The sequence below is a fragment of the Pseudomonas sp. s4 genome (assembly GCF_046764235.1).
In the GTDB taxonomy this organism is placed as follows: Bacteria; Pseudomonadota; Gammaproteobacteria; order Pseudomonadales; family Pseudomonadaceae; genus Aquipseudomonas; species Aquipseudomonas asiatica.
This window is the reverse complement of sequence record NZ_CP177209.1, coordinates 3,063,190-3,085,940: the sequence shown is the minus strand read 5'-3', so window position 1 is coordinate 3,085,940 and position 22,751 is coordinate 3,063,190. Positions and strand designations below refer to the sequence as shown.

Genomic DNA, 22,751 nt, shown 5'->3' with positions numbered 1-22,751 from the left:
TAATATCACCATGATCTGTTTATCGAAACACGCAAGCCATGGCTCTATCCTGCCTTTTGCAGGTGCAATCATGCTATTCAAGGAGGCGCTAGCCGGTGCTTTACGGGGTGCTCGAGCTCACAGAGGTTTCGACTACGATGATCTCGCGGATGCTACGCACAGAACCTACGTAGGGATGCTCGAGCAAGGTCGTGCGAACCCGACCCTTGAGAAGCTGGATGAGATTGCCAGTGCCCTGCAGCTAGATTTACTGTCCGTTGTCAGCCTTGTCGTAGCGGCGAAGTGCGACGAGTCCCCTTCTGCTGCACTGCAACGAGCGGCCTCTCAGATCCGAGAGTTTGAAGGTGCTGGTGGATGGGATTTGGTCAGAGGCCAATTCGTGGATGGTGAACTCATTAAGCGGTCGCAAGGTAAGCCGAAGCAGCCGCAGAACGCTCAGGCAATCCACAAGTTGAAATCTGAAGGTTTGGATAAAAAGGCAATCGCCGAGAAACTGGGCATTGCTCGAAGCACAGTTCAGAAATGGTGGAATACCTAAGCCCCCAGCAGGGCATGTTGGATGACTGAGGGTAGAGACTTAGCTTCGGCGGAGCGCTTCTCGATGCGCCTTAAGACGTTTCATCTCGAGCTCCCATTCATCGACGAATTTCTCCAGGTCGTCCAGATACGGGCCCGCCGCTAAGCGAGTAGAACCTACGCTTGCTTGGTCAAACCGCTCCCTCCACGGCGTGGGAATGGTCAGCTCATCAACGATCTTCCTCCCTGAAGAATGAGTCGTCGTATTGACGAGGCTGAGGAGATATCTACAGGACTGATGGACGTCATCCAAACCTCCCTCAACTGCATGCAGCTCCTGGAGAACAGCTTTTGCTTTGGGATCGCCAGGATGGAGAGCGGACAGAGCCCAGAGCAGTCGTCGCAATTGACGCTCTCCTTCAACTAGATCGGCCATGGTTTACTCCTTCTCGCTCTGCTCAGCTTTCACCTGGTTGGCTTTGATGGCTTTGGCTGCTGCCTTCCCTCCTCGAATGGTAAGGTCTATACCCATTACCTTGATATCAGAAACGCCAGGATATTTAGGGGCTAGGGATTGCCATTCCTCCTGCAGTGCAATGACTAGGTCGGCAAAGGTAAGTCGGCCCCTTGGGGTCTCCCAGGTTTCTCTGCTTCCTTGATTGAGCACGAGGAAAATTCCACAGCTAGAGCGTGTGTCTCGCAGGTAGTCACCAGCTAGCTGATTCTCAAGACGCTCGAACAAGCGCGGCCCAGGCCATTTGTCAGCGAGCTTCAGCTCAATGGGTACCGGCCCATCAAATCGGCTGCTTTGAAGTCTGAAGTCCGGACGCTTGTCGTCAGCGAGCTGCTCTTCTTGCAACATGACGTAGCGGCCTCCTGCGCGATCCCTGCACCAGTTTCCGATGTGCTTTCGAAGCGTATTCTCTTGATTAGCTAGTAGCAGGAGTTCTGCAATGCTTGAGTCACCATTCTCAAGGTCGTGCTTCAAATCGTGAAGGCGGTCAATTGCAAGGCTCCACAGCTCGCGGTGGCTAGCCGGTATCTTTTCAAGCCGGTTCTGGAAGTCGACAACATCCGCTGGCTCCCAAGGCGTAGATTTTGAATCAGCTGTAGCTCGTTGCTCGCTGTAGAACGCGCTCCATGCTCGAAGGCGTTGTACAGGATGCTCTCGGGCAATCTTCTCAAGCGCGAGGAAAGCCTCGTGGCCAGGGGTGTCCCGAATGATGTTCAAAAGTCCATTTCTTGCGTCCTGAGCGTCATCGCGCAGACCAGGTGAATAGACGCCCTTGCCTAAGCGATTGATGTCGTCTTCAACCCTAAGGTGCTTGCTCGCTAGTAGATACAACTCCGCAGCATGGTGAGGGGCTTTGTACTGTTGGCGGCAGCGGCTTCCGTTGCGGTTACCTGCGATAACCGTCAAGCAGAGCATCACGAGCCTCGTCTTGTCCTCGTCGAATGTCATTGCTTCAAGGTGTTGCGCTAGAGCTGGGATTGCAACGTCTGGCTGCGTCCCGATCCAAGCAGCAAACCAGGTGGCCGCTATCTCGGGCTCGCTACTAGGGAGGGACATTACACTGGCCAACCTCGAAATCGAGTCATCAGCAATGGACGAATCGTTCAAGATGCTCAGCGCCAGCTGCAGGCCCGTGACGCTTGTGACTGGTTTCTCCAGTCGTGAGATCAATGACGGGGCGATATGGTCGAACATCCAGGCACCGCCCCTTCGTACCTTCCCCAGTATGCAGTGGTGGCGCGAATCACTTGGAGCAGCACTAAGTTCGCTTTCAATTTCCTGGAGAGCGAGTCTCGCAACGACATCAGAATGGTAAGAGAACAGGCTCGATAGCCAGGTCGGAAAGCTGTAGGGATCGAGCAAGCCAAAACGCGCTGCGACATCAGCCTCAGCGACTGTCATCTGAGAAAAGAGGCTTGGGAGCTCTTTGGCCTCTATCGCGAGCCCCGTTAGACCGAGCGATGTAGTCGCTGATAGTACAAGGGCGTGCCCTCCTTCGCTTGGCAATTTCTGAGGGGCAGTCCTCCAGAATCTGGTGGCGCTTTCCCTAAATGCCTTGGCGATCGGCTCTCCAAACTCTGAAATGAGGGACGTCCAATCACCCTGTGACTTCTTGCCCGTACCTGTGGTCAGTGAGCGCATATGAAGATCGAGGGTATGTTGGGCATTGGTGATAGCGCCTAGTGTGGCGGAGCCAAGTAAGCTTGTAAGATTTCCGGCCAAATGCTCCTTCCAGGCCCCCCACTCCTCTTGCTCCTCGGCTGCTTGACGTTCCTGCTTCTCCTTCAGCTCCGCTTGACGACGCTCAAACCTGGTCATCTCGTTGGGCTGAGGTTTACTCAGGAACTCCAGTTTTGAGCAGAGTTCCGGACGGCCATTGCACGCGTTTTCGAGTTGCTCGGGCCATGAACCTGGACGACCGGCCTCCTGGTAGATGTGAAACACAAGACTCAATGCCATGAGTTGGTCATCGAGTTCTGTCTTCTGGGTAATGTCAGCGCAAGCGCGCTCGAAATTCTGGGGGTTGTATGTCCAAAGATGCCGGAAACCGCCGAGACCCCACGTGTCGGCAATCGCCTTCTCCGCGCTTCTGCGCGTTTCGATGACATCATGCCAGAACAGCTGATGATCCATTTCCGGCCACGTCGGCACGACTTCCCTTACCTCAGTGATCGCACTCCTGTCGGCAAGGTCGTTGTAGCTGTCTAGGCGAGAAAGCTTTCGCAGAACAGAAAGGACGCGCGGCTCCATAGCTTTTGCATCCTTGGTCTTCAGGAGGCGCAGCGCGGCCTGGGCGGCAGGCTCTGCCAACCAGGAAAAGCGTTTAGAGATCTCGCAGTAGCCGCGATCAATTGCGGGAGCCTTGTCAAACAGCTCATCGAATCCCTCAAGCAATAAATGGAGATGCTGTGTTGGGCATGCGTCTACGATGTCGGAGATCGCGAAAGCCAGCTCATCGCCGCTGCTGTAGCTGGGCTTACGAACGGAGCGTGCCAGAGAGTCTAAAAGCCACTGGATCCATACCTCATCCATCGGCATGTCTTCGATGAGTTCTGTTAACCAGTCACGCCCGAACTTGGTGGTTCGCGCCAGCATTTCAATTCTCAGGCTGGCGATGTCGTCAGCAGAGCCTGCCACTCTGACAGCGCGGATCGCAGCCACCTTGACGCGCGCGTTCCTGATGTTAAGGGCGTATTCCCGGGCATCGGGGACTAGGGCATCCATCTTGGCCTGGGCAACCATTTCAAGCAGGAATGCAACGATGTGGCTGTGCTCGCAGTATTCGGCAAGCAGCTCTTTTATGACTGCCGCGAGATCGGTGTGCGCGAACAACTGCACAGCCGAGTGCTCAGTGACTGTCCAATCATGTGCGGGTCGGGCCAGCGCCTTACACACTCGCTGAAGAATTACGCGCCTCCGGTCGCTCGGGAGATGTCTGGGATCACCGTCCTCGAAGAAAATCTCTGGAGCGATACGGATAGCTCGATCTCGAGTGCGCTCATCAAGCAAGGCGAGCCACGGCAACACAGGTCGCATCGTTGGTTCTATGACCTCACGGCCATACTGGGTCTTGAAAAATAGGCCTTCGATTTTGACGCGAGAGGCTTCGTTCAGGAGTTGATGGTGTAGCCACTCCGCAGTGAGGTACTCCCGGACGGAGCGATGGTGAAAGCGCGTAGTGCCATAGATGCCTTCATCGAAAATAGGCCGGCTGAGCAGCGCTTCGCATTCAGTCTCAGTCCAATCGCCGAGAACTCCATCTAACGGCATCCCTCGGGTGTTTCGGTTTCCATCAGGTATTCGAATAGCGGATGTTTGGGCCAACGTAGTAGCCAAGGCGACCAGTCTGGCACCGCGGCGGAGCTTGTTTGGAGCTATCGGCTTGGCATGTGATCTATTCGGATCGTGCTCTTGGAGCCGTCGCTCAATGCTGCTGCGCATCAGCTCGTAGCGAGATCCAATCTTTCCCTGAGACTTCCAGAAGAGGACAAGCTCGAGGAAATCCAACGGACGGGTTGTGAGTGAACTCGCTTCGGTTCGCTCAATAGCAGCTTTGAAGCTATCCACGTCCTCAACGCCCTTAGCTCTCAAGAACGTGTCAATTTGCTCCCCCTGGATGTCGTCCAGGGTGACAAGCATGAAGGGACTTGCGGCGTCTGTGCTTTCTGCTGGCTCATCGGAGCTTGTCGCGAACGGAAACTCTCTTCGGCACAGTGCAAGATCAGTTTTGGGACGCCAGGCAGATAGCCTGCTGGTGATAACGATGTGAGCGTTGTCTCCAGCCTTCCTTGCGAACAGGCCAATCTTTCGTATGGCCAGCTCGAAGTCGAGCGGGCTCCGCAGCTTCGCTTCATCAACTGAATCCAGAAGGATCCACCCCTCTGTTCCTGAGGTGCACCAGCTAATGAATTCATCATGCGTGCCCACTTCGAAAGCGCCTTCGAAGAAGTCTTTGACGTGCTCTATCCGCAGAAAGAATGCCGGCTTTCCATCGCTTCGGAGCTGGCGAGCGACATTGCTAATCTCCTCGGTCTTACCTGAGCCTGCCTCGGATAGCAGAATCACACGGTGATGAGTTAAAAGGTCAGGCCAAAGGAGATTTCCTGCTCTGCTGTGCCTAGCATTCAGGTCTGCGTCGTCGCTGACGTCTGCATCCAGAACGATTTTCGAGAAGGTACGATTGAGTTGAATGCGTCCGAGTGCCCGTTCATAGGTGGATCTCAAGCAGGTCAGGTGCAGTCCCGAACTGGGCTGCAGAGGCTCTGCCATCCTACCTGAATTGGCGCCAGCATCGGTGCCCTCCGCAGTTGTGCTACTAAGCTCCGTAAGCGCCAACTTGGTCGACTCAACTACACCTGCGATAGGGGCAACGCGCTTTCCTTGGTACCGTAGGTACGCTAGTGGCGTGTCGGAGACCAACCACCGAGCGCTTCAAGTTGGTAGTCGGTGACTGATTGAAATGCGTATTCGGCCTCCAGGCGGAGGCGCTCCACCTCAGCTTCAGGCCTCCCATCAGCTTTGGCTTGATCGTATCGTTTCATGGCCTCGATGGCCTGCTGATACAACGGATGATCAGGTAGAAGTGGTTCCCGTTTTTTTCGCTCCATATCGCCTTCCGTACCTGGAGTCTGGGTTCAGTGGGCATGCATCGACCTGCGCGAATCGGTTAGGCTAGCTTTTTCGTGGTCTCTGAGACTACTCACAGCTGATGCTTTTTTTCACCTGGAACACCTGATGAGTAAATTAATCCTTCCCGCCGCCATCTTTCTTAGCGTGATCATCGCGGGGAAGGCAGCTGAGCACTTCGGCGTACAGGGCAGCTGGAAAGTAGGCCTGTTGTGCGTTGTGGCAGCCGTTGTCCAGATTGCAGTGACTCGGTTTCAGCGCTCGCGCCAGCAAAATACTCAGCATTGAAGCAACCAGGCGCTGTTTGCGCCGGCGCAAAATGTACGAATACTCGTCACTAGCTTGGTTGTGCGAACGCTTGGGCATCCGGAGTGCCTAGCCACTCGGTAACCTAGCGCATGAGGAACTAGAGAAATTCCTATGAACATCCAAGGCATTATTTTCGACTGTGACGGCACCCTGGTAGACAGTGAGCGCCTCGCAGCACAGCTTCTGAGCCAATTGCTCGGAGAGCAGGATGTTGAGATGACACCTGCCGATGTGCTCCTTCGATTTCGGGGCGTCCAATTCCAGAGCTTCGTAGATGGTCTGTGCGACCTCTACCCTGCGCTTTCGCCTGAGACACTCACTGTTGGATTTCGCACACGTAGCCTCCCATTGTTCGAGGGACGCCTGGAACCCATGCCGGGTGCAATCGAGTTTGTCGAGTCTCTTAGGATCCCTGCCTGCGTGGCCTCCAACGGCCCTCGCATCAAGATCGAGACTTGCCTCAAATCCGTTGGCCTCTACTCGGCCTTCGAGAACACCATCATCAGTGCATATGAGGTGCAAGCGTGGAAGCCCGATCCAAAAATCATGCTGCATGCAGCGGAGTCATTGGGGCTCCCAACTGACAAGTGCCTGGTTGTAGAGGACAGCTTGTCTGGTGTCGAGGCTGGATTGCTCGCCGGTTGCCTAGTGGCGGGCTATGGAGACGCCGACTTTAGCAAGTTTTCGGGTCAGACAAATTTCCACCCCTGTCCAGACTACAATGCTTTGGATCAGCTCTTAGGGAAGGTCTGAAAAAGACTTCCTGAATCTGGTGAAATACGCCGATCCCGCCAGCCGAGTTTTTCCATGAAGCAGATGACCTTCGCCGACGCCGAGTACGCCGGCAAGCGCAAGCAGACCCGTAAGGAATTGTTCCTGATCGAGATGGATCAGGTGGTGCCGTGGAAGGGATTGATTGCCCTGATCGAGCCACACTACCCAAAGGGTGAAGGTGGTCGTCCAGCCTATCCGCTGATGGCCATGTTACGTATCCATCTGATGCAGAACTGGTTCGGCTACAGCGACCCGGCCATGGAAGAAGCGCTCTACGAGACGACCATCCTGCGTCAGTTCGCCGGGCTGAGCCTCGAGCGTATTCCCGACGAAACCACCATCCTCAAGTTCCGTCGCTTGCTGGAGAAACATGAGCTGGCAGCCGGCATCCTCGGCGTAATCAATGGCTACCTGGGGGATCGCGGCCTGTCGCTGCGCCAGGGCACTATCGTCGATGCCACACTGATCCACGCGCCCAGCTCGACCAAGAACCAGGACGGCAAGCGCGACCCGGAAATGCACCAGAGCAAGAAAGGGAACCAGTATTACTTTGGCATGAAGGCGCACATCGGCGTGGATGATGAGTCGGGGCTGGTACACAGCGTGGTAGGCACGGCAGCCAACGTGGCGGATATCACCCAGGTCGAAAAACTGCTGCACGGTGACGAGAACGTCGTCTGCGCCGATGCCGGCTACACCGGCGTCGAAAAGCGCCCCGAACATGCTGGCCGCGAAGTGATCTGGCAGGTCGCAGCACGCCGCAGCACCTACAAGAAGCTCGATAAACGCAGCGCCCTGTACAAAGCCAAGCGCAAGATCGAGAAGGCCAAGGCACAAGTGCGAGCGAAGGTCGAGCACCCGTTTCGAGTGATCAAGCGCCAGTTCGGTTACGTGAAGGTGCGCTTCCGTGGCCTGGCCAAGAACACCGCTCAGCTGGTGACGCTGTTCGCGCTGTCGAACCTATGGATGGCGCGCCGACATTTGCTGACTACCGCAGGAAAGGTGCACCTGTAATGCGGAAAATGGCTGCTGCGAGGTGCTCGCGGCGGCCAAAAACGGAGAACTGAGCGGGTTACCTGGTCGAATTTGATCGACGGCCCGCTTTCAAAAGCAGCGAGGGCTGAAGTCGACCGGAAATACAGGGCTACTTCAGACCTTCCTTAGGTAGAGTGACCGGCTAAGGATACTGTCGACTACCGCCCTTTACGGTTTTCCTTCCCATAAGCCGGCCTTACGCTTCCTCACTCTATTGCCAGCTCAGCGCCAGCCATAGTGTCCCCGTTTGGGTTCATTAACCCATAAAAACGCCATTAATGTTCCTTTTTGGGGCATTGCGCGAGGTGTTTCAGAGAGGCAATTTCCCTCGACTGGCAACCGCATGAGGCGGAAAATAGACAGGTTTTCTGCATACCGGAAACCGTACCAGATACGCACCCTGCCCTATGAAATCTAAGATCCTCAAGCTTCCACAGAACGTCCATGGCCTTCGGCTAGGCATGACAATACACAGATCGCAGGACTCCTTCGACGGTTGTTGGGCTAAGAGGTTTGTATGGAATACATGATTAGCATTAGCCAGGCGCGCAGGCGTTTTCGTTGCTTGCTCAAGCTCGTTGAGCAAGGCCATACGTTCGTCCTGACTCGGTGCGGTAAGCCGGTAAGTCGGCTTGAGCTTACCCGGTAGACGGTTCTAGCTTTCCCGGGCGTGCCCGTTGGGTCGGCTCTTGTGAACCAAGCCGCCCGCTTCACATTCGTCTTGGCCCTTCGGGTTTCGATCCTCACGCCTGCGCGCTCCGCTTGCCGGAGACTGACTGTCTAAGATTCAGATGAGCGAGTTGGGCAGCAACTCTCCGACGACACTGTCAATTATGGACTGAGTTTCCGCCTGCAAGAGCCAGTGTGCATTAGTGCCGATCTTATCCTGTAGTTCTGTCATTTGATCGCTGCAGGAGATGAAGTATCTCATCGAGCAACGGGCTATCTGCTCCGGCAAGTCATAGCTCAAATCCGCTCGGGCGCCCGTCGCAACACCTAGTAGATATTGATTCGATGACAACGGAAGCACGACGTGTAGCACCTCGTCTCCCTTATCGAGGAATGACTTGAAGGCCCTTTCCCCTTTGACGTGGAAAAGCACGATCGAATCGCCTAGGGGTAGATTGCCTGCTTCAAAGGTTTTGACCGAATACTTCAAGCGCGCCAAATGGACTGCTCGCGCGGACGGTGAAACCGCATCCGTCAAAATTTTCACGTGGCCTTGCTTCACAATCCCTGTGATCTGGGGAAGGAATGCTGGCAGCGCATTGCTGATCTGGGCAGCAATAGCTTCAATTAGAGGTCGAAGAACATCTTGGAGTCTTGTTTGATTGAGACGAAGGATGATCTGCAGCTGTTCGTACGTGATTCCTTGCTCCGCCAGCGCCCTGTCCAGCATTTCTGACCCAGGGGTAAGGTGCTTTTCGAGAAGCAAGGCCAAGGTGTGAGGATCCGCAAGTTGCAACATGATTTGGCTGGTGCAGTCTTTTAATAGCCCACCCATGTTCTCTCTGACATGCCTACTACGCACCTCGAAATGCGCCAGCATTTCTGCTATGAGGCTGGCATCACCTGCATCTACACATCCTTCCCGAAGCCTCTCAACGAGAGGCGCGTAGACATGCTGTTCAGCCTCAGTGATTTTGTCGTCGAGCTCGGTCTCCGTGTCGACGGCATAGAAATAGCGCTCTAGCCCTACATCAGCGATGTTCGCCGTACGTGGTGGCCGATCATGCTCATACACCCAGGAGCGGACAATCTTGCCGTTCGAGGGGATGCGAAATCCCTTCTGCAAAAAACGCGGTATGAAATGTTGTCTCACTCCGGACACTGCTCACCCCTGCTAGACGTTGTGCCAGCCAACCATAGCGGGCTGTCGCTATGGCCGTAAACCTTGCCATTGAGCTAACGCTAGGCCATTGCCTTGCGTTACTGTCCGCCCTGCAGCGCGGATCGCCGAAAACGCGTTTGCATGGCCACTCAACTTCAACCAAGGGCGCTCCATGCTTCACGCGATCAAGGCTGCCAGGCACCAAGCAAAGTTCTCTCGCAACGCATGCGCATGGTTGCTTATCGGTAAGCGTCCGCCCAACTCACCTTGCGTGAGCTGGGCCGGATCCAGCCCGTCCTTAGTGGCCTCTTTGTCAGCACCGGCACCCTAGCGAGACTGCGCTGCTTGTTGGCTGGAAGACGTTGCAGCACACTAAGCGTCCATCGTAAGGAGACGACCCCACATGAAGGATACGCCTAGCATCCCCCTGGTTATCCTCGATGTTCAGGATGCTATCGATCAGCCTGTTTGGAACGGTAAAAGCCACCCTGGCTATTTGTCCGTAATTCAACGCCTTCTGCGGCACTGGCGAACAAAAGGCTGGCCTGTTCTTCATGTAAAGCATGATGAAGAGAATCTCAACTCCAGCTATCACGTTCATGGCCCCTGGAATGGGATCAAGAAAGAAGTGGCTCCAGTAGCGGGCGAGATTGTCATCATCAAGCATGAGAACTGCGCATTCATAGGAACCCAATTGGATGCCATTCTCAAAAGCATGAAAGTAAAACGCATTGTTTTGACCGGCGTTGTGGTTCATAACAGCATGGATGCCACTATTCGAGCCGGGAAAGCGCTTGGGTACGAAATTATTCTTCCTGCGGATGCCACGACTGCTGTACCCGTAATCGGGCCGCAAGGAACGTGTTGGGATGCCTCAACCGTTTATGAGCTGACCTTGGCCATACTGGGCACTGAATATGCCCAAGTCATGTCATCAGATGATGTGGTCGCACACCTCTGCCTATGAAACAGCGGCAGGCCCCCACTGATGCGGTAGCAAGTGCCCGATTTCACTGGCCCGCTGGGTCGGCAGCCGCATCAGAACGTCCTTGAGATAGGCGTACGGATCGTGCCCATTCATGCGCGCTGAATGGATCAGACTCATGATCGCCGCCGCCCGTTTGCCACTGCGCAGCGATCCGGCAAATAACCAGTTCGAGCGGCCCAGCGCCCAGGGTCGGATCTGGTTCTGGTTGTTGTCGATGGGCACAGCCCCATCATCCAGGTAGCGCGTCAGCGCTACCCAGCGTTTCAGGCTGTAATCAAGGGCTTTGGCCGTGGCTGATCCGTTGGGCACCAGATCGCGCTGGGCCAACATCCAGTCATGCAGTGTTTTGCTGATCGGTACCGCCATTTCCTGACGTATTCGCCAACGGTCTTCGTTGCTCATATCCCGAGTCTCGCGTTCAACCTCGTACAAAGCGCCAATCGAGTGCAGCGCCTGTTCGGCCAGCTGACTTTTGTTCGCGACATGCAGGTCGAAGAAATTGCGGCGAGCATGAGCCATGCAGCCGATTTCAGTGATGCCTTGCTCAAAACCGGCTTTGTAGCCCACGAAGTCATCGCAGACCAACTTGCCGTTCCAGGTGCCCAGGAAGTTGCGCGCATGTTCGCCTAGGCATGACGGAAATTCAATTATGAAGCTCTTCCTGGACTGCGAATTCCACTCAGCTCATCGCACAGGCGAAGCTGATCTCTCTCGCTCAGGTTGGCCAGGATGGCACGGAATTCTACGTAGAAGTGATGGATACATAGCGAGAAGAGGAATGCAGCGAGTTCGTGAAGGAGATCGTGCTGCCACAGCTCTGGGGCGGTAAGTACGCCATGCCGATCATTGAGGCTAGGGCAGCGCTGCTCACCTTCTTAGCATCCTTCGAGGCTGAACTCGAGATCGTTACCGATGCCCCCGAGAACGATTGGGAGCTGTTTTGCGAGCTCGCTTGCGACGCTGGGCGCTGGCCTCAAAATGTCCGAAATCGTCCGACAGATGCGACCACACTGTCTCCGACAAACGATGGGGCAGAGCTACCTCACCACGCTCTTCTCGATGCCAGGATCATTGCCGGAATGTTCGTCATGATGGGCCGCTGGATAGTCAGGTGCTCCTTGCGCATTTACACCCTGTGAAAACTCGTTTGCATTCGACGTAACCAGCCGCTTGCACTCCAACTGACCAGTCGCAAGTATGACTGAGGGGCGAACGCAGCCAGCCACGATTGGCAGCTAACGACCCAAAGCTGCCATGGCGAGAGTACAGCTCTTGCTGATTTTTCTAGGCCGGCGCGGGGCCTGTGGGAGCGGGTCAGCAGTTGTACTTCCCCAAGTAGGTGATAGTGGCAGTACTTTCCGGCAAGCGCGTTACGGGCTCGACTTGAGATGAAAGCGAGCGACGGTCGTGCCAGATGGCCTCCCGATTCGTGCCAATCATGATGAAATGAGAGAACGGCGCCCCCTTGGCCATGACATCGGCCCGCTCAGCCGGGCTGCTTATCTGAGAAACGACGCGATCGAGGCCACCTAGCAGTTCCACAAAGTCAGAATCCATGTGGAATTCAAGCTCGTCAGCCATTCGCCAGGTTGGGTTGCGCTCTTCCCAGTCACTATATTCAGTATCGGAGGCAGCTTCGGGAGGTTCTGGCTCCCATTGCTCGAAGGCGTATGACTCTGCTTCTTCATCACTGGCAAAGTTCGCGCCGAACAGGTGAAAGCCCCACAGTTCTTCATCCATTGACCAAGCCTCTTGAAAAGGAAACAGGGATCGCTAACGATCGCTTGCCGTGCCCGTTCCGCGGTTAGCAGGATGCGCTGGTACAGCAGCTGGACAGCGATGCATCAGCGGTCATCCGTCGAGTTGCCCAAGTGGTGAGTCCGACAAAGCAGGATGAGTTGCGAAACACTTCTGCTTTCTTGGGCGCAATAGAAAACCGCAGACATTAATCTGCGGGGCTTTCGAATAATGGAGGCCGAGGTCGGAATCGAACCAGCGTAGACGGATTTGCAATCCGATCCAAGAAAACCCCACTGATGCGGCTTGAAGCACTTTATCAGTTCCAAAATGAAATCGAAACGGCGCGCCTACAGGCCTCATTCTAGAAGGGTCGCCGAAATAGTCTTGGAACCGATTTTTCTAATGCCAAGCACCGTGTCAGTTGCCCTCCCTGAAACATGAGCACGCCCTGCGCCGCATCAGTCCCTACGCCGACCTCAAAGGGGGGTATCCAAATACCTAATATTTTGCAGACATCCCATTCACCAAATTTTCACGCTCACCGAGGCAGCCTAAGACTATCCCTACATGATAGACCTTGCCCGCCTCGGTGGGCTTTCTTTTACCTGCCAGTTCTGTAAGCCACTGTGCTGCCATGGGCGAGAGCATCCACCGGCACAGCCGGTGCGATCCACCGCGCCGCCTGCTTCGCGGGTAAACCCGCTCCCACAGAGTGCGTGTTGACCTTACTAAATCCGTTATTCTCGAATGTCCGCAATGGGTCGTTAGCAGTCAACCGTAAAGTGCTGCTTGCGCCTCTAAGCCATGTGGGCGATTGGTCATAACGATTGCAAGTGGCTGGTCACGTCGAATGCAAACGGCTGGTAAGCATCGATAAAAATCACTGGTCACGTACATGGCAAATCTCCACACCTTGCATGCAGGGTATCGGCCTGATGCAGGCCGTCTGTTAATGACCTGTCTCTGTGGGCCCGCCTAGGGCGTGCAACTGGTAGTCGGTGACCGCCTGGAAGCGATGCTCGGCCAACAGCTTGAGCCGCTCCGGCTCCGTTTCGACTACCCCTTTAGCCTGGGCTTGGTGGTACAGCTTGAGTGCTTCCACAGCCTCGGTGTACAGGGGGTGGTCAGGCATGAGTACCTTGCTCAGATCTCTTTTCACGATCTCTCCCTTTCACCATAGCTATCCCACGCGATGCCATGCCATCAAGGCGTGTGTTTAGCCTACCACTGCTGATCAGCTTGGACGGAGTGGGCGAACATCAATGCTTCGTCGGCGAGCTCGAGCATATCGGCCAAGCTTCCTGAGTCTACGGCATGGGCATCACGTAGCGCATATGCGTGATGCAGAAGCTCTCTGTGATGTTTCTTAGGCGCGAGGAGCAGAGCCTCGGTGTCGTTGAGCAGCTGCCGCCACTCTTGGATCGACATTACCGGCAGATTGGTGCCCGTCATAACGGCATTCTCCATTGCTGTATGGACATACAGTATTCGAAACACACCCGGCTGCATAGGTACTGCGGACGAAATGCGCCTGCGATGAGAACAGATCAGTCGCCGGAACGAGGTAGGTTTTCGCTGAGAGTGGCGATGCCTCGCCCAGATGGAGAGATTGTTCCAGGTGACGCAACACCACGCCGCAATGGAGGAATGTGGGGGCGAGATTTGTCACGCTTCGATGGCGCCCGATTTCGACATGTTATGTTTGGGCTATCACCCAAGGAGCGAAAACATGGATCAGATTACCAAACTAGACGACAGCATCGAGCGTTTGGCCCGTATCGCGGATGAGCTAGAGCAGCAAGTAGCTCCGTGCCCCACATCCCGGTTGAGGTTGGTAACCTGGGTCACCGACTGGATAGGTAGTCCATCAAGATTGGCCGAACTTGAGCAGGGTTTACCAAGCATTCCGCAGAGCCTGGTTTCGGCTTACACATCTTGGATTCACTCAAACGGTGGGTGATAGCCCGTCGTGTCCAATAGTCTTCACGGCTTTTTCACATGCAATATGGGAGCGTTAGCTATCCCTACGTGTGATAGATCTTGCCCGCCTAGCAGCGGGCTTTCTTTTGCCCGCAATTACACTCATCGCAGGACGCCCCCAGGAATGCGTGATCGCTGGCATCTGTGCACAGCGACCACCAGAGTCCTGGTTTTAATGTCTAGGCCACGTGTTTCACTGTAGGCCGCTGATCTGTCGCGAGTCGTCTTGCACGCCCCACGCCCCAGGCCAAAGCTCGAGTCATCGACTCACCTGGTCGAGAATCGAAGGCTTCTTCGTGAAGGGCCATGCCACTGCCTGCGTACACACCAATGAACATCTGTGTCTGGCCAGTTCGGGAAAGCCTCACCTGGACATCAATCGAGGTGCCGTCATCCAGCTCCTCGTCATGGCTCCGGTGATGAAGCACAGGATCGGCCCAAGCCCAAAAAACTTCACCGCGTATACGCATGCCGCCCTCCTACGACTTTAGTCTTATAGCCCATCAACCATAGCGCGGGATGATGACGTTTCAACCCTCCAGGAGATTGGCTGCCATAATTCAGACAACCGGCAGAAACCCCCTACCAAACAGAGTCCTATGCACACGGTACAGGTGCTGATGCACCATCAAATAGGTCAGCAACCGCACCTGCCAACACCTGCAATCACCATAGAAAAAGCCCCCATCAGGGGGCTTTAGCAAACCGTCAGTGGAGCGTGTTACTGGGCGAGCCAGCCTTCCACCACATCGGAGCCGTACTCGGCTTTCCATTCCTTGAGCAGCTTGTGATTGCCGCCCTTGGTCTCGATGATTTCGCCGTTGTGCGGATTCTTGTACTGCTTTACCTGGCGGGCACGACGTGGGGCTTTCTCTGCAACAGCAGGAGCGGCGGCGCGACGGCTAGCCTGGGGATCCAGGATGTTGATGATGTCACGCAGGCTGTACCCGTATTTGCTCAAAAGATCGCGCAGTTTGGTCTCAAATTCGATCTCCGCTTTCAGCTCGGAGGAGCCTTTCATTGCTTCTAGTTCGGCCAGTTGTGCGGCCAATTTTTGCTCAAGCTGACGGAACTCTGCCAGACGGGACATAGTGCTTCCTCGAATACCGGATCAAATTAGTGGGTCACTGTAAACTATTTCCAGCTCGCCCTACTTAAATTTTGAGTATGCACTGCCATTCTTGTTCAATTTCTAAGCAGTGACGTTCAAATAAACACGCCTGAATTAGCAATGCGAATAGCTGAGCCTGCCAGCGCGATGAGATATCTGCTTCGCTCCCGCCGAGCATGAACACTTGTCTCACTGACACCAGCGCATGAACCAAGACCGAGAATTGCCGGTCAATCTGTATCAGGAGATAGCAACAGATGGGATTCAGCGAATGGTTTCATTTGATCTGCAAAGGATGCTCATTGGCGAGTTCCCGCTGACCTTTCTCTTGGAGGTCGCCCTCCGCGTTTCAGCGGCTTTTCTAGCCGTGTTTTTCTTTCTGAAATTCAGTGGTCGACGCGGAATCAGGCAGCTTTCCCGATTCGAGCTCGTGGTGATCCTCACCTTGGGCTCAGCCGCAGGCGATGTGACCTTTTACGAAGATGTCCCCCTCCTCCCGGTCGCATTGGTTTTCCTCACGCTTTTGCTGCTCTATCGCGGAACCGTCTACATGATGAGGCGCAGCAGAACATGTGAGGCCTGGATCGATGGATTGCCCATCACTGTCGTAAAGGACGGCATGTACGAGATTCATTCGCTGCGGAATTTGAACATCTCGTCCAATGAGCTCTTCATGGAGCTGCGCCAACAAGGCGTGGAGCATCTCGGCCAGGTTCGACTCGGCCTATTGGAAACCGATGGCGATATCAGTCTGTATTTCTATGGGCCAGATGACACTCGGCCAGGGTTGTCGGTGCTCCCAGTCGAACATCGTCCAGAATACCTGGCACCGCCGAACGCGGGCCTACATTGTTGCGTCAGCTGCGGCTTTCCGACCTTCCATGGGCCACAAGACTCAGTCGTATGTGAACGCTGCGGACATAACGTCTGGTCACCTGCATTGGATACCGTGCGCAACCGCTAGACCAAGTCCACTTAAGGGCGCGGAGGTTGGACAGGCACCGCCTTCACCGCCGGGTTTATTCACGTCCTTTTCACATGCGGTGTGGGAAGGTTAGCTATCCCTACGTGTGATAGAAGCTCCCTTGCCCGCCCCCAGCGGGCTTTCTTTTGCCCGCATTTTTTTAGCTAGACCAGCCGCTCCGGCCGATCGCAGAGGTCAGTTTCAGGTAGCTCTGCCACTGGGCGTGCTCCAGCGGGGACGGCTGTCGTGAACCGCACCCTGGCGGAGCCAGGTTACGGCCCTATCGGGCTTCCATCCTCACGCCTCTGGCCCATCCGGGGCCGGCGCGCTCCGCTTGCCCGATCCACCTTATCCCGGCGCGTTTCGCAATTGAAATTCTCCGCTGCTCTCGTCAGCAGTTGCCTTCATCCAGGAGCGGGCTGACCGAGGGAGCCTCATCTCAAAGTGAACGTTCAGCAAATTGCGCCACTCCATCTATCGCACCGTGTATCGCAAACAGCACGGCAAGGGAATGAGCCTGATCAACATCCATGGAGAGGAAAGTTGTGAGCGTCACGCTGAGATGTCTCAAGTGCAGTGGGCAAGACCTTGTGAGGCCACAAAGGTTGAACAAGAACGCCATCCTCACGTGCCGAGGGTGTGGCGCCATTGCCAATTATGGCGATCTGATGGAGGCAGAAGCTAGACGGCTCATCGCCGACATCCGGCAGCGACTGCCTCTCTTGGAAGCCGGGTAGTCGCGCCCCCAGCGGGGACAGTTGCCCAAGCTATGTCGCAATCTTTATTACACGATCCGTTGCGCTTCATGACCTTTCGCGCACCCGGTCAGCTTATTCAAAAAAACACGGAGCGTGTCCATCCTATCAGTTCGGCCAAGTCATCTACCCAGCCCCGCGAGGCGCTGGCACGGTGGTGGCGCCTACCGGCATCTTCACGATCAACGTAGGGTCATTATCCATAGCAGCTTGGTTGCTGCAGCCCGTTTTCGTATCATCGGTGCCCCCAACCTGGAGCATTTTCGTGAAGTCGTCCCCTGCAGGTGTCCCGCTAGTCTCTACAAACGCCAATGGCCCGAAATGGGATATCGGCGAAGCTGTCAGCCAGCTTTCCTGGGACGATTTGCGGATCATCAAAACGCTAAGTGACTGTAGCAACCGCGCCGCCACGGCCAAGAAGCTTGGCATCAATGTATCCACCGTCTCGCGCCGAGTCGCGCAAGTCGAGAAGACGCTTGGGGTCGCGCTTTTCGATCATCGCAAGGCGGGGTATCTGCTGACTGCCGAAGGTACCGAGCTGCGTGCGCTGGCCGAGCGCGTTGAACTGGATATCGTCAGTGTCACCCGTAGGGTGTCCCGTGCCGGCCAAGGCCCCCTGGGAAAGCTGCGAATCACTACCAGCGACTCGCTGCTGCTGTACTTTCTCACGCCGATCATCGCCAACTTCCAAGCCCTCAATGAGGGCATCACCATCGAAGTGTTAGTCGGCAACCAGACGTTGAGTTTGGCGAGGGACGAGTCGGATATTGCGGTGCGCGCGACAAAAAAACCAACGGACACCCTAGTGGGTCGCAAGCTCGCCAACATCGCCTGGGCGGCATATGGCAGCGTCAAGCAGGCGGCGATTGTCGACCCCTTCGCTGAAGGTCAGGCATGGGTGTCCTACTCGGGAGGCCTGTGCGGTTTGAAGGCCACGAGCTACGTCGAATGTCGGGTGCCCTCGGAGCATATTTATTACCGCACCGATTCCGTGGCGGCAGCAAGTGCCGCCATTGCAGCGGGACTGGGATTTGGCTTCCTCCCCTGCATGCTGGGCGACATCACCCCCGGATTGGCTCGGGTCGGCCCAGTGGTGCAGGAGCTGCAGGACGAGTTGTGGCTGCTTACCCACCAGGACATCAGGAAGTCCTGGCGAGTGAAAGCATTCATGACGTTCTGCGCGGCTGCCGTGGCCGATCTCAAACCGCTGGTCGAAGGTCAGCAGGCCATCCCGGCTTCATAGCTGAAACCGGGAGCGCCTGTCATTTGGTCTGGGCGCCGATCACCGCACGGCACACAATCTCGATCAGTTGGGGGCGCTGGGCGAGGCGCGATACACCGATGATATTGCTGGCCGCCTGCGGGCGCTCAGTGCCATAGGCCGCCTTGCGCACCTTGCCGACTACGGCAAAGGCTGCGTCCATGTCCAACACATATAGCGTCTCCTCTACAACATCCTGCATGGTGGCACCATACAGAGCCAACAACTTGGCAATGTTGTCGTAGGACACCCGCATTTGTTCGCCCATAGCCGAGAAATCGCTCGGACGACCGTCCGCATCCAGTGGCGCCGGCGCTACCAGGTTGCCCTCTTCGTCATGGTTGAACTGTCCCGAGATAAAGATATCGCTCCCAACTCGCCGCGCTTGCGGATAGCCGTAGCCGTCTTCCCATGGAACGCCCCAGTAGGCGGTGTCATCGTTGAAAGGTCGTGAAGCGGCCATTGGATTCTCCTTGGCGAAAATGGATCGATGTGATCCAACTGGCGAAGATCCTAGCACCGGATTGCACACCATAAGTGGTGCATAAATGCGCCATCAAGGACGCAAAAGTGCGCCACCGTTTCGCTGAGTATTTCGCTACCTTGTACTGGCGCTCGGCGACGATCCGCCGAAAAACTCTCGACACCGTTCAGCAAAAGGGAAGAACAATGAGCAATCCACACACTGAAGTCCTGACCCCGCTCAACAGCCAGCTGATCTTCATCGATCAACAACCGCAAATGGCTTTTGGCGTTCAGAGCATTGACCGGCAGACGTTGAAGAGCAACACCGTAGGCCTGGCCAAAGCAGCCAAGATCTTTAATGTGCCCACTACCTTCACCACGGTCGAAACCGAGAGTTTCTCCGGACATACCTACCCCGAGCTGCTCGCGGTTTTCCCTGAAGCACCGTTGCTGGAGCGCACTTCCATGAACTCCTGGGATGACCAGAAGGTTCGTGATGTGCTGAAGAAGAATGGTCGAAACAAGATCATCGTTTCAGGCCTGTGGACTGAGGTCTGTAACACCACCTTCGCACTGTCCGCAATGCACGATGCAGGCTACGAGATCTATATGGTTGCCGACGCTTCGGGGGGCACCACCAAGGAGGCTCACGACTACGCCATGCAGCGGATGATCCAGGCGGGTGTGGTGCCAGTCACCTGGCAGCAGGTGCTACTGGAGTGGCAGCGAGACTGGAAAAACCGCGACACCTACGATGCTGTCATGGATCTGGTCAAAGAGCATTCCGGCGCCTACGGCATGGGCGTCGACTACGCCTACACAATGGTGCACAAAGCGCCTGAGCGCGTGCAACACGGCCCGACCTTGGCGCCTGTTGCTGCGTCCCTCTAACCAACGGCGGCTCCAACAAGGGGCTGCATTATCAGCACGCCATTCAGTTCGCACGGGGCTGGGCCAAGCCTTCGACCCGGATGGCGCGCTTGGATACTTCCTTAACACGTCACATCTGGCTGTTCTGTCCGATGGGCAGCCGAAGTCTCAAAGGACTGGATCTCATGAACAGTGACCACAGCACTGTGCTGGCCACCTTCGCCTTCAAATCGAATGGAAGACTGAAACCCTGGCAGCTGCGAATCGCCAAGCGAAAAATGCTTGATCATATGGAGACGGGCGTATCCGTAACGGAATTAGCCGAAGCGTGCGGTCTCTCACGGAGTCACTTCACCAGAATCTTCAAGGAAAGCACCGGCACAGCGCCGCAGCAATGGATGCGAAAGCAGCGAATATCAAAAAGCAAACATCTCCTAGAAACGTCCACCATGCTTTTGGCGGAGATCGCGCTGGAATGTGGCTTCTGCGATCAGTCTCACTTCTGCCGCACGTTCAGAACAGCTGAAGGCATGACACCGCACGCCTGGCAACAGCATGCCTGGTCGCAAAGAATGCATAGAACAATCCAGCTCCAAAGAAACAGTGCTAGCGGCAGTAGGAGTGAAAGACGAATAGTGGTATGCGCCGGATCCGCTTCCCTACCGTTCTGATCGGGAACATGGTATCTCGCCAACCCGTGCTCTTGACCCAGTGCAAGGGTTAAGTAAGTCACATCAATAGGAGCAAGTGAGAAATCTACGCATTCAGTAAATAACTGCAGGTATTCAAGGCTCGTTCGCGACTTAAATGGCTGCCTTATGAATGACCCACTGCGCCACAAATTCGACTCAATGAGTCATGTTGATGCTTACCTCATCTCAGGCTAATACTAAGATATCTGTCAGGGGAGGCATGAATCATGCAAACAAGATTTGTTATCGTTCCAGCAGTACCTATCGAAAAAGAATCCTTTCAAAATGGATCTCGCTTTTATGCCACGACGGTGTCTGGTGGCTTCGACATTTACGACAACCAGGAAAAACTCCGGCTCAAGCCAAGCTACCCGAGCCGATCACTGGCTGAGGCGGCGCGGCTGAAGCTGAATGCCGAATGCCGTAATCCGGACGAGCAATTTCCCCTCTTGCGAGTAGATAGTGCTTTTGCAGAGTAGAGATCCGATATCGCTGCCACGGTTTGAAACCATTCGAAACCTCCGCCCTAGACGAGACGGTCTACGCTTCCTCGATGGAGATTTATCAGGAGGCAAGGATGCGACATCGAGGCGAGGTATTTTGGGCTTGGGCTGATCCGGATCTCAAGCATCACTTCCATGAAGAAGTTCTGCCCGACGGTGCTCGGCTCGACATCCAAGTGCGCCTCTCACGTACTGGTGATACACAGCTATTCATTGGTATTTACGAGCTATCAGGGCTAGCCCGGCTGGAAGAGGCTTACGTAGAACGACCAGGCGAGACGATCACGAGAGCTATGGCCTGGGCAGCTGGACGAGGTCGACAGCTGGCTAGACACGCTCACCTCAAACTGAGATCAAGCGGCATATGACAAAGCAGATAGATCAGCTGGATAAAGATATCGAGCAACTCGGACTTATCGCTGATGAGCTGGAAAGACAGGTTGGAACTTGCCCAACGTCCAGGCTTCGACTACTCGCCTGGTTAGCGGATTGGTTTAGAAGCCCATCCCGGTTGATTGCGGCCTCGGAAGCACTGCCTGAGCTCTTACCAACGTTGGTATCTGCATACACCGCGTGGATTCATGAAAGCGGTGGCCGCTGACACTCGGGCAAGCGACCACCTGTAAGCCGAGGTTTAGGGCTTACGCCACCTGTCTTACGGCAGGCCGCTGATCTGTAGCCAGGCGCCTTCCACGTCCCACGCCCCAAGCCAGAGCTCGGGTCATGGATTCACCGGGCCGCGAATCGAACGCTTCTTCGTGTAAAGCCATCCCACAACCGGCGTACACGCCGATGAACATTTGCGTCTGACCGGTGCGCGAGAGCCTGACTTGAACATCGATGGTCGTGCCGTCATCGAGCTCCTCGTCATGGGTACGATGATGAAGCACTGGATCCGCCCAATCCCAAAAAACATCGCCTCGAATACGCATGCCGTCCCTCCTTCGACTTTAGTCTTATACGGAGACCTAACCATAGCAAAGCAAGGAGGCAGTTCAATGACTTAGGAGGCGGTAATACGGGTATCAGACAACCGGCCTGATTTTCGATACAAATAATTTTTCTTGTACAACTTTGCAGCGGTGGTCAGGCAGACAGTGCAGGCAACCAAGTTGCCAAGAGGCCAGCTGCTGCGGAATTCAGCAAGTCAGGTGTAAGCTTTTCGCGAGGCACCCATTTACACGCGACTATTTCATGGTCGGCCACAGGTTTGTCATTTTCGTGGAATCGGGTGGTGAAGATGTGATGCACGACTGAACCCACCCTGATCGAGCACAGGGAAAGCAGGCCATGCCCTTCAATGGATGTCTCCTCACGTAGCTCTCTTGCTGCAGCATTATGAGGGGTCTCACCAGGCTCAATCGAACCGCCCGGGAAATTCCATCTGCCGCCTTTTTTCCGAACTAGGAGTACCTTGCCGCTTCGCAGACAAATTATCGTTGCCCTGGACTTAATTCTGCATTTTCGTTTTTCCCGCATGCATACGCTCAACTCGTCACCACCAATCAACACCCCATCTCGCGACACTGAGCATGGGCTTCTTCCCTGAAGACGTCTCCATGGTGCAACTCGTTCAATCTCCTCGGCGATTAGCCCTCCGTTCGCCTCGGATCAGCAGAGCGCGGATAGGTACGCTCTTCTTCGATGGTGCCGTCGGCCTTGTGGATTTTTACCGACGCCGTTTTTCCTTGGAAAAAATCAGAAAGTGCGGCCACCAGCTCCTGCTTGGTGGAGCTGCGTTTTGAGGCCCGTTCAGCTCCAGCCTTCTTGAGCTCCCAGCCGTCTGCAGTGGGGCTGACGTGATAGTTGTCCATCGT

24 protein-coding genes and 2 pseudogenes are annotated in these 22,751 nt (G+C 55.3%); 13 read left to right on the top strand and 13 right to left on the bottom strand.

Features of this window, described 5'->3' with window-relative positions:
• The first annotated feature begins 70 nt into the window (after window positions 1-70).
• Window positions 71-538: a helix-turn-helix domain-containing protein gene (locus tag ACK56M_RS14515; RefSeq protein WP_102084026.1), complete on the top strand. Its 468-nt coding sequence runs from the start codon at window positions 71-73 to the stop codon at window positions 536-538.
• 39 nt (window positions 539-577) lie between these two features.
• On the opposite strand, the gene ACK56M_RS14510 is transcribed toward ACK56M_RS14515, so the two are convergent.
• Both ACK56M_RS14510 and ACK56M_RS14505 read right to left on the bottom strand, forming a co-directional pair.
• Window positions 578-952, bottom strand: a complete 375-nt coding sequence (locus ACK56M_RS14510) for a hypothetical protein (RefSeq protein ID WP_102084027.1) — start codon at window positions 950-952, stop codon at window positions 578-580.
• Between the two features lie 3 nt (window positions 953-955).
• Window positions 956-5,299 (bottom strand): NACHT domain-containing protein, encoded by a 4,344-nt coding sequence (locus tag ACK56M_RS14505; protein ID WP_241523238.1) that lies wholly within the window; start codon window positions 5,297-5,299, stop codon window positions 956-958.
• A gap of 465 nt (window positions 5,300-5,764) precedes the next feature.
• Here ACK56M_RS14505 and ACK56M_RS14500 point away from each other — a divergent pair, with 465 nt between their 5' ends.
• The 3 genes from ACK56M_RS14500 (at window position 5,765) to ACK56M_RS14490 (ending at window position 7,753) form a co-directional block, all read left to right on the top strand.
• A complete protein-coding gene (locus ACK56M_RS14500) occupies window positions 5,765-5,944 on the top strand; it encodes a hypothetical protein (RefSeq protein WP_102084029.1) in 180 nt (59 codons plus the stop codon).
• A 132-nt stretch (window positions 5,945-6,076) separates the two neighbouring features.
• Window positions 6,077-6,718, top strand: coding sequence for an HAD family hydrolase (locus ACK56M_RS14495; protein WP_411959582.1), 642 nt, complete (start codon window positions 6,077-6,079; stop codon window positions 6,716-6,718).
• 54 nt (window positions 6,719-6,772) lie between these two features.
• The gene (locus ACK56M_RS14490; RefSeq protein WP_058178368.1) at window positions 6,773-7,753 is read left to right on the top strand and encodes an IS5-like element ISPpu18 family transposase; all 981 of its coding nucleotides are present in this window, start codon (window positions 6,773-6,775) and stop codon (window positions 7,751-7,753) included.
• A gap of 808 nt (window positions 7,754-8,561) precedes the next feature.
• Here ACK56M_RS14490 and ACK56M_RS14485 read toward each other — a convergent pair.
• Window positions 8,562-9,596 carry a DUF4238 domain-containing protein gene (locus ACK56M_RS14485; RefSeq protein WP_180963716.1) on the bottom strand — a complete coding sequence of 345 codons (1,035 nt, stop codon included), beginning with the start codon at window positions 9,594-9,596 and terminating at the stop codon, window positions 8,562-8,564.
• Window positions 9,597-10,008: 412 nt separating this feature from the next.
• Here ACK56M_RS14485 and ACK56M_RS14480 point away from each other — a divergent pair, with 412 nt between their 5' ends.
• The gene (locus tag ACK56M_RS14480) at window positions 10,009-10,572 is read left to right on the top strand and encodes an isochorismatase family protein (RefSeq protein ID WP_102084242.1); all 564 of its coding nucleotides are present in this window, start codon (window positions 10,009-10,011) and stop codon (window positions 10,570-10,572) included.
• Here ACK56M_RS14480 and tnpC read toward each other — a convergent pair.
• Window positions 10,567-11,232: pseudogene (tnpC, locus tag ACK56M_RS14475) on the bottom strand (IS66 family transposase); the annotation flags it as partial. The gene ACK56M_RS14480 and the pseudogene tnpC overlap by 6 nt on opposite strands.
• A gap of 10 nt (window positions 11,233-11,242) precedes the next feature.
• Here tnpC and ACK56M_RS14470 point away from each other — a divergent pair.
• Window positions 11,243-11,732: pseudogene (locus ACK56M_RS14470) on the top strand (hypothetical protein).
• Window positions 11,733-11,907: 175 nt separating this feature from the next.
• Here ACK56M_RS14470 and ACK56M_RS14465 read toward each other — a convergent pair.
• The 3 genes from ACK56M_RS14465 to ACK56M_RS14455 all read right to left on the bottom strand — a co-directional run bounded on the left by ACK56M_RS14465 (window position 11,908) and on the right by ACK56M_RS14455 (window position 13,785).
• A complete protein-coding gene (locus ACK56M_RS14465; protein WP_411959581.1) occupies window positions 11,908-12,333 on the bottom strand; it encodes a hypothetical protein in 426 nt (141 codons plus the stop codon).
• A 949-nt stretch (window positions 12,334-13,282) separates the two neighbouring features.
• Window positions 13,283-13,492, bottom strand: coding sequence for a hypothetical protein (locus ACK56M_RS14460; RefSeq protein WP_411959580.1), 210 nt, complete (start codon window positions 13,490-13,492; stop codon window positions 13,283-13,285).
• A gap of 62 nt (window positions 13,493-13,554) precedes the next feature.
• Complete coding sequence (locus ACK56M_RS14455; protein WP_411959579.1) at window positions 13,555-13,785, bottom strand: hypothetical protein; 231 nt, start codon at window positions 13,783-13,785, stop codon at window positions 13,555-13,557.
• A 277-nt stretch (window positions 13,786-14,062) separates the two neighbouring features.
• On the opposite strand from ACK56M_RS14455, the gene ACK56M_RS14450 reads away from it, so the two are divergent.
• On the top strand, window positions 14,063-14,293 hold the full coding sequence (locus tag ACK56M_RS14450; RefSeq protein WP_411959578.1) for a hypothetical protein: 231 nt from the start codon (window positions 14,063-14,065) through the stop codon (window positions 14,291-14,293).
• A 199-nt stretch (window positions 14,294-14,492) separates the two neighbouring features.
• Here the strand turns inward: ACK56M_RS14450 and ACK56M_RS14445 are convergent, their stop codons facing one another.
• Both ACK56M_RS14445 and ACK56M_RS14440 read right to left on the bottom strand, forming a co-directional pair.
• Complete coding sequence (locus tag ACK56M_RS14445; protein WP_411959577.1) at window positions 14,493-14,783, bottom strand: hypothetical protein; 291 nt, start codon at window positions 14,781-14,783, stop codon at window positions 14,493-14,495.
• 251 nt (window positions 14,784-15,034) lie between these two features.
• On the bottom strand, window positions 15,035-15,403 hold the full coding sequence (locus ACK56M_RS14440) for a histone-like nucleoid-structuring protein, MvaT/MvaU family (RefSeq protein ID WP_267817331.1): 369 nt from the start codon (window positions 15,401-15,403) through the stop codon (window positions 15,035-15,037).
• 292 nt (window positions 15,404-15,695) lie between these two features.
• Here ACK56M_RS14440 and ACK56M_RS14435 point away from each other — a divergent pair, with 292 nt between their 5' ends.
• Complete coding sequence (locus ACK56M_RS14435; RefSeq protein ID WP_411959622.1) at window positions 15,696-16,388, top strand: DUF421 domain-containing protein; 693 nt, start codon at window positions 15,696-15,698, stop codon at window positions 16,386-16,388.
• Between the two features lie 1,014 nt (window positions 16,389-17,402).
• Window positions 17,403-18,386 carry a LysR family transcriptional regulator gene (locus ACK56M_RS14430; protein ID WP_411959621.1) on the top strand — a complete coding sequence of 328 codons (984 nt, stop codon included), beginning with the start codon at window positions 17,403-17,405 and terminating at the stop codon, window positions 18,384-18,386.
• A 19-nt stretch (window positions 18,387-18,405) separates the two neighbouring features.
• Here the strand turns inward: ACK56M_RS14430 and ACK56M_RS14425 are convergent, their stop codons facing one another.
• A complete protein-coding gene (locus ACK56M_RS14425) occupies window positions 18,406-18,867 on the bottom strand; it encodes a RidA family protein (protein ID WP_411959576.1) in 462 nt (153 codons plus the stop codon).
• Window positions 18,868-19,073: 206 nt separating this feature from the next.
• Between ACK56M_RS14425 and ACK56M_RS14420 the strand changes: the two genes are divergently transcribed.
• The 4 genes from ACK56M_RS14420 (at window position 19,074) to ACK56M_RS14405 (ending at window position 21,302) form a co-directional block, all read left to right on the top strand.
• Window positions 19,074-19,760 carry a hydrolase gene (locus tag ACK56M_RS14420; RefSeq protein ID WP_411959620.1) on the top strand — a complete coding sequence of 229 codons (687 nt, stop codon included), beginning with the start codon at window positions 19,074-19,076 and terminating at the stop codon, window positions 19,758-19,760.
• 164 nt (window positions 19,761-19,924) lie between these two features.
• Window positions 19,925-20,410 (top strand): AraC family transcriptional regulator, encoded by a 486-nt coding sequence (locus tag ACK56M_RS14415; RefSeq protein WP_411959575.1) that lies wholly within the window; start codon window positions 19,925-19,927, stop codon window positions 20,408-20,410.
• Window positions 20,411-20,658: 248 nt separating this feature from the next.
• The gene (locus ACK56M_RS14410) at window positions 20,659-20,910 is read left to right on the top strand and encodes a hypothetical protein (protein WP_411959574.1); all 252 of its coding nucleotides are present in this window, start codon (window positions 20,659-20,661) and stop codon (window positions 20,908-20,910) included.
• Window positions 20,911-21,008: 98 nt separating this feature from the next.
• Window positions 21,009-21,302: a hypothetical protein gene (locus ACK56M_RS14405; RefSeq protein WP_411959619.1), complete on the top strand. Its 294-nt coding sequence runs from the start codon at window positions 21,009-21,011 to the stop codon at window positions 21,300-21,302.
• A 273-nt stretch (window positions 21,303-21,575) separates the two neighbouring features.
• Here ACK56M_RS14405 and ACK56M_RS14400 read toward each other — a convergent pair whose 3' ends face one another.
• The 3 genes from ACK56M_RS14400 to ACK56M_RS14390 form a co-directional block, all read right to left on the bottom strand.
• A complete protein-coding gene (locus ACK56M_RS14400; protein WP_411959573.1) occupies window positions 21,576-21,866 on the bottom strand; it encodes a hypothetical protein in 291 nt (96 codons plus the stop codon).
• 154 nt (window positions 21,867-22,020) lie between these two features.
• On the bottom strand, window positions 22,021-22,413 hold the full coding sequence (locus ACK56M_RS14395; protein WP_411959618.1) for an NUDIX domain-containing protein: 393 nt from the start codon (window positions 22,411-22,413) through the stop codon (window positions 22,021-22,023).
• A 110-nt stretch (window positions 22,414-22,523) separates the two neighbouring features.
• Entirely contained in the window at window positions 22,524-22,748 is a 225-nt protein-coding gene (locus tag ACK56M_RS14390; RefSeq protein ID WP_411959572.1) for a DUF2188 domain-containing protein, read from the bottom strand.
• Window positions 22,749-22,751: the final 3 nt, after the last annotated feature.